This is a genomic window from Streptomyces sp. NPDC059906 (assembly GCF_042730645.1).
In the GTDB taxonomy this organism is placed as follows: Bacteria; Actinomycetota; Actinomycetes; order Streptomycetales; family Streptomycetaceae; genus Streptomyces; species Streptomyces rubrogriseus.
Map to the genome: position 1 here is coordinate 141,505 of NZ_JBHWKU010000009.1, position 12,032 is coordinate 153,536.

13 protein-coding genes and 1 tRNA gene are annotated in these 12,032 nt (G+C 71.7%); 7 read left to right on the forward strand and 7 right to left on the reverse strand.

Annotated elements, in window-relative coordinates; genetic code table 11:
- Positions 1-41: 41 nt before the first annotated feature.
- Positions 42-791 carry a hypothetical protein gene (locus tag ACFV9J_RS16600; RefSeq protein WP_385354728.1) on the reverse strand — a complete coding sequence of 250 codons (750 nt, stop codon included), beginning with the start codon at positions 789-791 and terminating at the stop codon, positions 42-44.
- A gap of 47 nt (positions 792-838) precedes the next feature.
- On the opposite strand from ACFV9J_RS16600, the gene ACFV9J_RS16605 reads away from it, so the two are divergent.
- Positions 839-1,027 (forward strand): DUF5703 family protein, encoded by a 189-nt coding sequence (locus ACFV9J_RS16605; protein ID WP_003977152.1) that lies wholly within the window; start codon positions 839-841, stop codon positions 1,025-1,027.
- Between the two features lie 64 nt (positions 1,028-1,091).
- On the opposite strand, the gene chpC is transcribed toward ACFV9J_RS16605, so the two are convergent.
- The 3 genes from chpC to ACFV9J_RS16620 all read right to left on the reverse strand — a co-directional run bounded on the left by chpC (position 1,092) and on the right by ACFV9J_RS16620 (position 3,714).
- Positions 1,092-1,838, reverse strand: a complete 747-nt coding sequence (gene chpC, locus ACFV9J_RS16610; RefSeq protein ID WP_385354731.1) for an LAXTG-anchored chaplin ChpC — start codon at positions 1,836-1,838, stop codon at positions 1,092-1,094.
- Between the two features lie 178 nt (positions 1,839-2,016).
- Positions 2,017-2,250, reverse strand: a complete 234-nt coding sequence (gene chpH / locus ACFV9J_RS16615; protein WP_003977150.1) for a chaplin ChpH — start codon at positions 2,248-2,250, stop codon at positions 2,017-2,019.
- A 132-nt stretch (positions 2,251-2,382) separates the two neighbouring features.
- Entirely contained in the window at positions 2,383-3,714 is a 1,332-nt protein-coding gene (locus ACFV9J_RS16620) for a M20/M25/M40 family metallo-hydrolase (RefSeq protein WP_385354733.1), read from the reverse strand.
- 149 nt (positions 3,715-3,863) lie between these two features.
- On the opposite strand from ACFV9J_RS16620, the gene ACFV9J_RS16625 reads away from it, so the two are divergent.
- Positions 3,864-3,951 (forward strand) — tRNA-Leu (locus ACFV9J_RS16625).
- A gap of 67 nt (positions 3,952-4,018) precedes the next feature.
- Positions 4,019-4,393, forward strand: coding sequence for a YchJ family protein (locus tag ACFV9J_RS16630; protein WP_385354735.1), 375 nt, complete (start codon positions 4,019-4,021; stop codon positions 4,391-4,393).
- A gap of 33 nt (positions 4,394-4,426) precedes the next feature.
- Here ACFV9J_RS16630 and ACFV9J_RS16635 read toward each other — a convergent pair whose 3' ends face one another.
- On the reverse strand, positions 4,427-5,128 hold the full coding sequence (locus tag ACFV9J_RS16635) for a FadR/GntR family transcriptional regulator (protein ID WP_385354737.1): 702 nt from the start codon (positions 5,126-5,128) through the stop codon (positions 4,427-4,429).
- A 136-nt stretch (positions 5,129-5,264) separates the two neighbouring features.
- Here ACFV9J_RS16635 and ACFV9J_RS16640 point away from each other — a divergent pair, with 136 nt between their 5' ends.
- From ACFV9J_RS16640 to ACFV9J_RS16655, 4 genes are all read left to right on the forward strand, one after another.
- Positions 5,265-5,792 carry a gluconokinase gene (locus ACFV9J_RS16640; RefSeq protein WP_104634654.1) on the forward strand — a complete coding sequence of 176 codons (528 nt, stop codon included), beginning with the start codon at positions 5,265-5,267 and terminating at the stop codon, positions 5,790-5,792.
- Between the two features lie 91 nt (positions 5,793-5,883).
- On the forward strand, positions 5,884-7,281 hold the full coding sequence (locus ACFV9J_RS16645; protein WP_385354740.1) for a GntP family permease: 1,398 nt from the start codon (positions 5,884-5,886) through the stop codon (positions 7,279-7,281).
- Between the two features lie 46 nt (positions 7,282-7,327).
- Entirely contained in the window at positions 7,328-8,089 is a 762-nt protein-coding gene (locus tag ACFV9J_RS16650; protein WP_385354742.1) for an SDR family oxidoreductase, read from the forward strand.
- Positions 8,086-9,162 (forward strand): L-idonate 5-dehydrogenase, encoded by a 1,077-nt coding sequence (locus ACFV9J_RS16655; protein WP_385354744.1) that lies wholly within the window; start codon positions 8,086-8,088, stop codon positions 9,160-9,162. Before ACFV9J_RS16650 ends, ACFV9J_RS16655 begins: the two co-directional genes overlap by 4 nt.
- Before the next feature lie 24 nt (positions 9,163-9,186).
- Here the strand turns inward: ACFV9J_RS16655 and ACFV9J_RS16660 are convergent, their stop codons facing one another.
- Both ACFV9J_RS16660 and ACFV9J_RS16665 read right to left on the reverse strand, forming a co-directional pair.
- Positions 9,187-10,725, reverse strand: a complete 1,539-nt coding sequence (locus ACFV9J_RS16660; protein ID WP_385354746.1) for an APC family permease — start codon at positions 10,723-10,725, stop codon at positions 9,187-9,189.
- A gap of 53 nt (positions 10,726-10,778) precedes the next feature.
- Positions 10,779-11,729 carry a hypothetical protein gene (locus ACFV9J_RS16665; RefSeq protein ID WP_385354748.1) on the reverse strand — a complete coding sequence of 317 codons (951 nt, stop codon included), beginning with the start codon at positions 11,727-11,729 and terminating at the stop codon, positions 10,779-10,781.
- Positions 11,730-12,032 lie beyond the last annotated feature (303 nt).

Genomic DNA, 12,032 nt, shown 5'->3' on the forward strand with positions numbered 1-12,032 from the left:
CCCCCGCTGCCCGACCACCCCGGGCCGGGCGGCCACGCGTCTCAGCGGTCCGCCTCCAGGCGGGCCGGTTCGTCGTCCTCGTCCAGATCCGTGTCCAGATCCGTGTCGAGGTCGGTGTCGAGGTCCCCGTCCAGCTCCGTCAGGCCGGCGTCGCGGTCCTCGTCGTCCTCGATGTCCTCGTCGTCGTCGAACTCCTCGTCGAAGACCGTGCTGACGTCGAATCGGCAGACCACCCGCTCCGGGTCGACCTCCTCGAACGGGGCCTCCAGCCACTCACCGGGGTCGGCGCTCTCGTCCGCGGCCGTCACCCAGAGCGTGGAGTCGCCCTCCTCCAGCCCGAACTCCTTGTGCCGGGAGGCGATCTCGTCCGGCTCGAACTCGCCGAAGAGGAGACCGAGGGCTCCGTGCACCGTGCCCGAGGCCTCGACGTCCGGCGCTTCCTCGTCCGCCGCCTCGACCCGTCGGGCCTGGGCCATCAGCCGCTGCGGCTCGGCCACGGCGTAGTCGCGGCGGATCAGCACGCTCAGCGCACTGGGTTCCTCGGGGCCCGTGTACGGCGGCAGCGTGTCCTCCCCGGGGATCTCGAAGGGAGTGACCTCGTCGTACCGGTCGTAGAGCAGTTCGTCGTACGCCTCCGCGGCCGCGGCCAGCTCGTTGAACGCGTCGTAGACGGCCGGGTCTTCTTCTCCCGACCGGCGTTCGACCGCGGCAAGGTGGCGGTCGAGCGCGGTCTTGACCGCCTCGGCGGCGGCGCGTACCTCGGCAGCGGTGGGCTGCGCAGCATCAGACATAGTGCAGACGCTATCCGTACCGGGGCCCAGCCCGCACAATAGATTCGATGCCGGAATACGAATTTGTCGATGTGTACCTACCGCGCGGGGTCACCCGCAAGGAGGCGGCACGTCAGCTGACGGACCATGCCGAGTACGGACACTGGGAGTTGTACCGCCTGACGCTCCTGCGCGACGGCAGCCGCAAGGTGCGGTTGCGGCGGCGGATCATCCGCCAGGTGCGCGCCACCTGGTGACGGAGGCGTACACGCGGCGGGCCCCGCCGATGCGGAGCCCGCCGTATGCGCCACCGCGCCCGTCTCACGCCGAGGCGCGCGCCTTGCGGTAGAGCACCGTGCCCGCGAGCAGCGCGCCGGCACCCACCGGCAGGACGAGGCCCAGCGGCAGATCGCTGCCGGTCTCGGCGAGCGCCGCGTCGCCGCGGGGCTGGTCGACGGTCTGAGCGCCCGGCCGGTTGCCGTCCGTGGAGTCGCCCGGCGTCTCGTCGTCCGGCCCGGAGGGCTTGTCCGGGGTACCCGGGTTGCCGGGATTGCCCGGGTTGTGCGGCTCTTCGGGAGGCGTCTCGTGGTCGCCCGGGGGCGTCGAGTGGTCCCCGCCGCCTCCGTTGCCGCAGTCGTTGCCGACAGTCGGGTTGAGGGCACCGACGACGTCGATGCTGTTGCCGCAGACGTTCACCGGCACGTCGATCGGCACCTCGACGTGGTTGCCGGAACCGACGCCCGGCGAGTCCGTCGCGTGACCGCCCGCGTGGGAGCCCCCGTGCGAACCGCCGTGCGACCCGCCCTCGCCGCCGGAGGCACCGCCGCCCTGGTTGGCGCACGCGTTGCCCATCGCCGGGTTGAGGACGCCGACCACGTCCACCGTGTTGCCGCAGACGTTCACCGGCACGTGCACCGGGGCCTGCACCGTGTTGCCCGACAGCACGCCGGGCGAACCCGAACTCGAGCCGTGCGCGCCGGAGTCCGCGTGGGCGGTGCCGCCCGCGGCGGCGATCACGCCGGTGGCCGCCGCCATCGTCATCAGGCCCTTGCGGGTAGCCTGTCGCATTTCCTGAATCCCTGCCTTGTCCTGGTCCCGTGGTACCGAGAATGCCGAGCGTGCCGGAATTCCGGCGCTGCCGTCGCCCCGCTGCCTCGAATGTCCCCCGAAAGGCCGTCGGCCCCGGAGCGCATGGCGTGCACTCCGGGGCCGGCGGAATCAGATCCTCACGGGGCGAGGCACAACGTCACTTGTTGATGCAGACGTTGCCGAAGGCGGGGTTCAGCAGACCGATCACGGAGATCGTGTTGCCGCAGACGTTCACCGGCACGTGCACGGGAACCTGGACGACGTTGCCGGAAAGGACGCCGGGCGAGTGCACGGCGGCACCCTGGGCACCGGAGTCGGCGACGGCCATGCCCGCGCCCGCGAGAACCAGACCACCGGTGGCTGCCGCGGCGGCGACGACCTTCTTGAGCATTGTTCCTCCTAGTTGGCAAACGCGATCCCAAAATTGCCGATCGCATCACCTGTAACGAGGAGGGAGTAATGAGGCTACGAGCTTATGAGCGCATTCACTCGCCCCGGTCACCTCCCGCACGCACGGGCGAATTCAGGACGCGTCGATGAAGCGGTCGAGCACCCGCACGCCGAACTGGAGTCCCTCGACCGGCACCCGCTCGTCCACTCCGTGGAACATGCCCGCGAAGTCCAGCTCCGGCGGCAGCTTGAGCGGCGCGAAGCCGAAGCCCCGGATGCCCAGTTCGTCGAAGGACTTGGCGTCCGTTCCGCCGGAGAGCATGTAGGGCACCGCCTTCGCGGCCGGGTCCTCGGCCACCAGGGCGGACTGCATCGCGTCGACCAGCGCTCCGTCGAAGGTGGTCTCGACGGCCTTGTTGGCGTGCACGTCCTCGCGCCGCACGTGCGGTCCGAGGATGCGGTCGACGTCGGCGAGGAACTCCTCCTCGTACCCGGGCAGGTAGCGCCCGTCGATGTGCGCGGTGGCCTCGCCGGGGATGACGTTGACCTTGTAACCCGCGCCCAGCTGGGTCGGGTTGGCGGTGTTGCTGAGAGTCGCGCCGATGAGCTTGGCGATACCGCCGAGCTTGGCGAGCGTGCCCTCCATGTTCTCCGGGTCGAGGTCGGTGCCGAGCGCGTCGCCGAGTTCGTCGAGGAAGGCCCGGGTGGTCTTGGTGACGCGGACCGGGAACTTGTGCCGGCCCAGACGCGCGACGGCCTCCGACAGCTCGGTGATGGCGTTGTCGCGGTGGATCATCGACCCGTGCCCCGCGGTGCCGGCCACCGTCAGCTTCATCCAGTGGATGCCCTTCTCGGCCGTCTGGATCAGGTACAGGCGGCGCTGCTCGTTCACGGTGAAGGAGAAGCCGCCCACCTCACTGATCGCCTCGGTGACGCCCTCGAAGAGGTCGGGGTGGTGGTCGACGAGGTGCCGGGCGCCGTAGGTGCCGCCGGCCTCCTCGTCGGCGAGGAACGCCAGCACGATGTCCCGCGGGGGCTTGCGCCCGCTGCGCAGCCGGTCGCGGACGACCGCGAGGGTCATCGCGTCCATGTCCTTCATGTCGACGGCACCGCGCCCCCACACGCACCCGTCGGCGACCTCGCCGGAGAAGGGGTGATGGGTCCAGTCGTCCGCGTTGGCCGGGACGACGTCGGTGTGGCCGTGGATGAGCAGCGCGGGCCGGGACGGGTCCTCGCCCTCGATCCTGGCCACCGTGGAGGCGCGTCCGGGGTGGGACTCGAAGATCTTCGGTTCCAGTCCCACCTCGGCGAGCTTCTCGGCGACGTACTCGGCGGCCTTGCGCTCGCCCGGCCCCGAGTGGTCGCCGTAGTTGCTGGTGTCGATCCGGATCAGCTCGCGGCAGAGGTCGACGACCTCGTCCTCGCCGGTGACGGTCCTGGCCGTGCCCGTGCCCGAGTCGCTCACGTGGTTCCTCCCGCTGTCACTGCTGGTGGGTCCCCCTCATCCTCCTCCCTGAGCCGTCCGGACCCAAGAAGGGGGTGATCGGCCACCCCGGAAAGCCTGGTAATGTTTACGTCGTCGCCGCGGGAAAAGACCCGCACGACAGACACCTTGTCCGGGTGGCGGAATGGCAGACGCGCTAGCTTGAGGTGCTAGTGCCCTTTATCGGGCGTGGGGGTTCAAGTCCCCCCTCGGACACCAGCTGAAACCCCTGCTGAGCAGGGGTTTTCTGCTTTTCCCGCAGCGTTTCTCCTCTACAGTGGTCGCCATGCCCACCCCTCCCTGCCCCTGCGGGCGGTCCGAGCCGTACGAGAAGTGCTGCGGCCGTTTCCACGCCGGGACCGCCGCCGCCCCGACCGCCGAGGCCCTGATGCGCTCGCGCTACAGCGCGTTCGTGCGCCTGGACGCGGCCTATCTGCGGCGCACCTGGCACCCGCGCACGCGGCCCGCGCGGGTCGACCTCGATCCGGGCATGCGGTGGTCCGGGCTGGAGATCCTGGCCACGGCCGACGGCTCCGCCTTCCACACCACCGGGACCGTGACGTTCCGGGCGTCCTACCGCGGCGGCTCGCTGCACGAGCGGAGCCGCTTCGAGCGGGCGGACGGGGCGTGGGTGTACGTGGACGGGGAGTTCCTCGACTGACGCTCCCTCCCCCCCCCGGCACGCCACGGCTCTCTACGGCGCCAGGATGTCCAGCTCCTGGAGGGCCCCCTCCGTGATCTCCCGGGTCAGTCGTTCCGCGCGCTCGGCGTCGCGGGCGCGGACCGCCTCGGCGACCTGGACGTGCAGGGTGACGGCGGCCGGGTCGGGGTCCTCGAACATCACGTCGTGGTGGGTGCGGCCGGCCAGCACCTCGGCGACGACGCCGCCGAGGCGGGCGAACATCTCGTTGCCGGACGCGGTGAGGATGACGCGGTGGAAGGCCACGTCGTGGAAGAGGTACTCCTCCAGCCGGTGACCGCGTGAGTTGGCGACCATGCCGAGCGCGCACTCGGTCAGCTCGGCGCACTGCTCCGCGGTGGCGTGGCGTGCGGCGAGGCCGGCCGCGACCGGTTCGACGGCCGACCTCAGCACGGTCAGGGAGCGCAGCTGCCGGGGGCGTTCGGAGCCGGCCAGGCGCCAGCGGATGACCTGCGGGTCGTAGACGTTCCACTCGCACTCGGGCAGGACGGTGACGCCCACGCGGCGGCGCGACTCGACGAGGTGCATGGACTCCAGCACCCGGACCGCTTCCCGCATCACGGAGCGCGAGACCTCGAAGCGCTGCGCGAGTTCGTCCGTGCGCAGGACACTGCCCGCGGGGTATTCGCCCGCTGTGATCGCGGGGCCGAGGGTGTCCAGTACGCGGCCGTGCAGCCCCCGGCCCAGTGTGCTCATGCACTCAGCGTACGGGGCACGTCACGGGAACAAAAAGTCAGACTTATATGTCACAGACTCTTGAAGTTGTCGTACTAATAAGTTTCAGTTGCGTCGACATCAGGTGTCGACGAAGACAGCAGACAGCGAGAGTGCGATGCAGCAACTGCACACCCCCCACGTGGTCGTGGTCATGGGCGTCGCGGGCACCGGGAAGACCACCATCGGTCCCCTGCTCGCGGCCCGGCTCGGCGTTCCCTACGCCGAGGGCGACGACTTCCACCCTCCGGCCAACATCGCCAAGATGACGGCCGGCACCCCGCTCACCGACGAGGACCGCTGGCCCTGGCTGGACGCCATCGGCGGCTGGGCGCACGGGCGTGCCGGGCTCGGTGGGGTGGTGAGCAGTTCGGCGCTGAAGCGGTCGTACCGCGACCGGCTGCGGGCCGCCGCTCCCGGTGTCGTCTTCGTGCATCTCACGGGCAGCCGTGAGCTGATCGAGGACCGGATGTCGCACCGGCAGGGCCACTTCATGCCGACGGCCCTGCTCGACTCCCAGTTCGCCACGCTCCAGCCGCTGCAGCCGGACGAGGCGGGAGTCGCGGTGGACGTCGCCGGCACCCCCGAGGAGATCACCGAACGGGCGGTCGACGCCCTGAAGGACCTCCCCGAGCCGGTCCGGTAACCCCGCACCCCCACCTCCCCCGGGGTCGTGCCGCCCTCCGCGCACACGGCCCCGAACTCCCCCGAATCCCCATCACCGCAAGGGAACCACCGTGACCAGACTCAGCGTCGAGATGCTGGCAGCGGACCCCGTCGAGCCGATCACCTCGGCGGGCCACGCCCAGCTCGGCATCGCCGTGCTCCTGGGCATCGCCGTCATCGTCCTGCTCATCACCAAGTTCAAGCTGCATGCCTTCCTGTCGCTGACCATCGGGTCGCTGGCGCTCGGCGCGTTCGCCGGTGCGCCGCTGGACAAGGTCATCACCAGCTTCACCGCCGGGCTCGGCTCCACCGTCGCGGGTGTCGGCGTGCTGATCGCCCTCGGCGCGATCCTCGGCAAGATGCTCGCCGACTCCGGCGGCGCCGACCAGATCGTGGACACCATCCTCGCCAAGGCCACGCCTCGTTCGATGCCGTGGATGATGGTGCTGATCGCCTCGGTCATCGGACTGCCGCTGTTCTTCGAGGTCGGCATCGTGCTGCTGATCCCGGTCGTCCTGATGGTCGCCAAGCGCGGCAACTACTCACTGATGCGGATCGGCATCCCGGCGCTGGCCGGTCTGTCCGTGATGCACGGTCTGGTCCCGCCGCACCCCGGTCCGCTGGTCGCCATCGACGCGGTGGACGCCAACCTCGGGGTGACCCTGGCGCTGGGCGTGCTGATCGCGATCCCCACCGTGATCATCGCCGGTCCGGTCTTCTCGAAGTACGCGGCCCGCTGGGTGGACGTCCCGGCCCCCGACCGCATGATCCCGCAGCGCGCCTCCGAGCAGCTGGACAAGCGTCCCGGCTTCGGTGCCACCCTGGCCACGATCCTGCTGCCGGTCGTGCTGATGCTGCTCAAGGCCCTGGTCGACATCATCGTCGACGACCCCGAGAACGGGGTGCAGCGCACCTTCGACGTCATCGGCAACCCGCTGATCGCCCTGCTGGTCTCCGTGATCGTCGGCATCTTCACGCTGCTGCGGCCCGCCGGGTTCGGCAAGGACCGCCTCTCCGGCCTGGTCGAGAAGGGGCTGGCGCCCATCGCCGGCATCCTCCTGATCGTCGGCGCGGGCGGCGGCTTCAAGCAGACGCTGATCGACTCCGGCGTGGGCCAGATGATCCTGGAGATCTCCAAGGACTGGTCGATCCCGGCGCTGCTGCTGGCCTGGCTGATCGCGGTGGTGATCCGGCTGGCGACCGGTTCGGCGACCGTGGCGACCGTCTCGGCGGCCGGTCTGGTCGCGCCGCTCGCGGCCGACATGTCGACCACGCACACCGCCCTGCTGGTCCTGGCCATCGGTGCCGGCTCGCTGTTCTTCAGCCACGTCAACGACGCCGGCTTCTGGCTGGTGAAGGAGTACTTCGGGCTGAACGTCGGCCAGACCGTCAAGACCTGGTCCGTGATGGAGACGATCATCTCGGTGGTCGCCGGTGCCCTGGTCCTGCTGTTGTCCCTGGTCATATAGCCGCACCAGGCATCGGGCACCAGCCAGAAAGAACGGAAGTACGACGATGACGGCCCACCCCCTCTTCGACATCGGCGGGCGCACCGCCCTGGTGACCGGCTCCAGCCGGGGCATCGGGCTGGCGCTGGCCCGGGGCCTCGCGGAGGCCGGCTGCCGGGTGATCCTGAACGGACGCGACGGCGACCGCCTCGCCGAGGCCGCCGCCGGACTGCCCGGCGAGGTCCACACGGCGGTGTTCGACGTGACCGACGGCCCGTCCGTGACCGGCGGGATCGCGGAGGTAGAGGAGCGGGTGGGCCCGCTCGACATCCTGGTCAACAACGCCGGGATGCAGCTGCGGGCGCCCCTGCTGGAGTTCGCGGACGCCGACTGGCACCGCATCCTGGACACCAATCTCACCAGCGCCTTCCTGGTGGGCCGGGAGGCCGCGCGCCGGATGACGGAACGCGGCCACGGAAAGATCGTGAACATCTGCTCGCTGCAGAGCGAGGTGGTCCGCCCGGGCATCGCGCCCTACGCGGCCACCAAGGGCGCGCTGAAGATGCTCACCAAGGGCATGTGCGCCGACTGGGGCCCGTACGGCGTCCAGGTCAACGGTCTCGGCCCCGGTTACATCGAGACCGAACTGACCCGGCCGCTCGTCGAGGACGAGAAGTTCAGCGCCTGGGTACGCGGCCGCACCCCGGCGGGCCGCTGGGGCCGTACGGAGGACCTGGTGGGCGGGCTGCTGTTCCTCGCCTCGCCGGCCGCGGACTTCGTCGGCGGACAGATCCTGTACGTCGACGGCGGAATGACGAGCGTGCTGTGAGCGCCGGCGAGAGGGCCCCGGCGGACTGCGTGCCGGGCTGTGTGATCCACGGCGCGGGCGACCTGCGGGTGACGGACGTACCGGCCCCGCTGCCCGGCCCGGGCGAGGCGCTGGTCGCCGTCCGCTACGGCGGGGTGTGCGGCTCGGACCTGCACTACTGGCGGCACGGCGGGGTCGGCGACTTCCACCTGCGGGAGCCGATGCTGCTCGGGCACGAGGTGGTCGGCACGGTCATGGCGTACGGCTCCCCGGACACACCGGGGCCGGCGGCCGGTACGTCCGTCGCGGTGCACCCGGCGACCCCGTGCGGGGTGTGCCCGGAGTGCGTGGACGGGCGGCGCAACGTCTGCCGGGACACCCGCTACCTGGGCAGCGCGGCCCGCTTCCCGCACGTCCAGGGCGGCTTCGCGGCGCGGATCGTGGTCCCCGCCGAGCAGCTGCGCCCGCTCCCGCCCGGGCTCGACCCGCGCCGCGCCGCCCTCGCCGAGCCGCTGTCCGTCGCGCTGCACGCCGTGCGCCGGGCCGGGGACCTGTCCGGCCGGCACGTGCTGGTCACCGGTGCCGGGCCGATCGGCTGCCTGGTGGTCGCGGCGGCGAAGGCGGCGGGCGCGGCCCACGTGACCGTGACGGACCTGCTGCCCGCGGCCCTGGAGTACGCGCGGGCCGCCGGCGCCGACACCCTCGTACGGGCCGACGACCCGGACGACGCCGGTTGGCCGGTGGAGGTGGACACCGCCGTCGAGGCCTCCGGGGTGGCCGCGGGCCTCGACACCTGCCTGCGGCTGGTGCGGCGCGGCGGTGTGGTCGTCCAGCTCGGCATGCTGCCCCCGGGACAGAGCCCCTTCGCCGGGAACCTGCTGGTGAGCCGGGAGATCGAGCTGCGCGGGGCGTTCCGCTTCGACGGCGAGTTCGACGACGCGCTGCGCCTGCTCGCGGCCGAGCCCGCGTTCGACGCGCTGGTCAGCGCGGTGGTGCCGGTGCGGGACGCGGCATCGGCGTTCGAACTGGCCGCGGACCGGAGCCGGTCCTGCAAGGTGCTGCTGGACTTCGGCGCGGCCCCGGCCTCCGTCTGAGTCCCGGAGCGCTCCCCACCCGCGTCAGGACGACGCGGCCTTGTCCAGCTGGAACGCCTCGTTGCCCTGGCCGATGCGGGCGTGCCGTTCGGGCGCCCGGGAGCGCAGGACGAGGCCCTGCACGACGCCGGCGACGGCGGCCAGGCCGATGATGCCGGGCAGCATCCAGCTCAGGGCGGAGCCGGGTCCCGCGCCGACGAGGACGTCGAAGTCCTTGACCGTGTACCCGGCGATCACCAGCAGGGCGATGCCCGCGACGGTGGAGGTGACCAGGCGTACGCCCTGGGCCCCGGCGGCGCCGCGCCGGACGAAGAAGGCCACGACCGAGAACGAGGCGGCGGCCATCAGCACGATCACGCCGAGGGCCCCGATGTTGCCGCCCCAGGTGAACAGGTGCAGTACGGGCTCGGTCGGGTCGCCGTTCGGCTTGTCGTCGGCGATCGCGAAGCCGATGACGACGACCGCGGACACGGCGGTCTGGAGCAGCGAGCCCGTCCCGGGCGCGCCGCTGGTGCCGCTGGTGCGCCCGAAGGCGGCGGGCAGCAGCCCCTCGCGCCCCATGGCGAAGGCGTACCGGGCGACGACGTTGTGGAAGCTCAGCAGCGCGGCGAACATCCCGGTGACGAACAGGACGTGCAGCACGTCGGTGAAGGTGTCGCCGAGCCGTGACTCGGTCAGGAAGAACAGCAGTCCGGCGCTCTGCTCCTGCGCGGTGCCGACGATCTTGTCGGGGCCGGTGGCCACGGTCAGGGCCCAGCTGCTGAGCGCGAAGAAGACCGCCACCCCGCCGACCGCCAGGAACATGACACGCGGAACGAGCACGTGGGGCCGGCTGGTCTCCTCGGCGTACACGGGCGCCTGCTCGAAGCCGAGGAAGGCGGCGATGCAGAAGCAGAGCGCGGTGCCGACCCCGGCGCCGCTGAGGGTGTCCGGGTTGAAGGCGTGCAGCGACAGCCCCTGCGCCCCCGGGTCGGAGACGGCGGCGATGTCGAACACCACCACCAGCACCACCTCGATGAGCAGCAGGACGCCCAGGACGCGCGCGTTGACGTCGATCTTCAGCCAGCCCAGCGCACCGACGGCGAGCACCGCCAGCAAGGCCGGGATCCACCAGGCCACGTCGAGGTCGGCGTAGGTGGCGAGCAGACCGGAGACCTCGAAGCCGAAGATGCCGTAGATGCCGACCTGGAGGGCGTTGTAGGCGACCAGCGCGACCAGGGCCGCGCCCGCGCCGGCGGTGCCGCCGAGTCCGCGGGAGATGTAGGCGTAGAAGGCGCCCGCGTTGTGGACGTGCCGGCTCATCTCGGCGTACCCGATGCTGAACAGGATCAGCACCACGCCCAGCAGCACGAAGAGCAGCGGCTGCCCGACGATGCCCATGACCGCGAAAGTAGTGGGCATGACGCCCGCGACCACCATCAGCGGGGCGGTGGCGGCGAGCACGGACAGGAGCAGCCCTCCCGTGCCCAGCCGGTCGGCGCGCAGCGCGCGCTCCTCGCCCTTGAAGGTGCTGATGGCGCCACCGCTCGCGGTTCTGCTCGTGCTCGAACTGCCCGTGGTCATCGCAGGACGTCCTTCTCTCGTGTGTGTGGTGTGCGTCGGGTCTTTCGGGCGGGTCAGCCGGTGCCGAGCGCGCCCGCGCGGGCGGCGCGGAAGGCGGCGAACGGGTCGCGGTCCGGGTACGACCACGGGGCCGGCGTGGCGTGCTCGCCGATGCGGTGGAACAGGGCGGCGGCCTCGGCGCCCCGGCCCTCGCAGGACTTGGCGTGGGCGAGGAAGTTCAGGTCGATCAGCCGGCGCGGGTGACCGTCCTGCTCCCACTCCAGCCACCAGTCGAAGGCCGCCTTCATCACCAGCCGGGCGCGCCGGCCGACCCAGTGCCCCGAGGCGCGCGGGTCGGGGGACTCGTGGCCCGCGGCGGCCAGCACGCGGTAGCGCTCGGCGTGCGCGACGACCGGGAGGATGGCCAGCGGGGAGTCGGCGGGCGCCTGCTCGGCGGCCCAGTTGGCGAAGTCGTACACCTCGTGCAGCGGGTCGGGGCCGCCGTCGCCGCCGCGCTCGGCGAGCCGGGCCACCATCAGGTGGTGGGCGTGGTGGTGGTCGGCGTACCGTCCGCGCACCTCGTCGAAGACCCGGATGACGTCCTCGTCGGCGCCCAGGGAGCGTTCCAGCGCGAGGAGCCCGAGCCAGGGCGTGGGGTCGTCCGGTACGAGGGCGGCAGCGGCCCGGCACGCCTCGCGGACCCGGTCCGGCTTCTCCTTCCCGCGCAGGGCGCGGTGCACCAGGGCGTGGGCGAGCAGTACCGACGCGTCGGCGGAGTCGGGCTCGGCGAGCAGCCACTCGCGGGCCCAGGGCGCGCAGTGGGACTCCTTGGCGAGAACGGCCACCCGGTGCCCCCGGCGGTCCCAGTCGTCACCCGTGTGGACCAGCAGCGAGCGGACGGACTGCCACCGCCCCTGGGCCAACGCGGCACGCGCGGCGACGAGTTCGGCGTCGTCGAGGGCCTCGTCGAAGGCCTGGGCCGCGCGTTTGCGGCCGCGGCCGAGGGGAGGCGGGGGTGGGGACACCGCGGGAAACTTCCTCACGCGACGCGGTAGGTCGTCGTAGCCGGACTGTCATGACCGGATTGCCATGAACTGATCACGCACAGCAAACCGGCAGCCAATGCTTGACGTCAAGAGGAACCAGCCCGTTACACGCGTCAACTCACATGACAACAGCGGAACTTACCCCCTCACCACCCCCTCACCACCCCCTCGCCGCCGCCGTCCACCCGCCGCGCCCTCCCCCGCCCCCTAATGCGCCACTCGCCCGGCACCCGTCGCCCGCCCGCACTAGAGTCGTCCCCGACGCCCCCGTGACCCGACTGA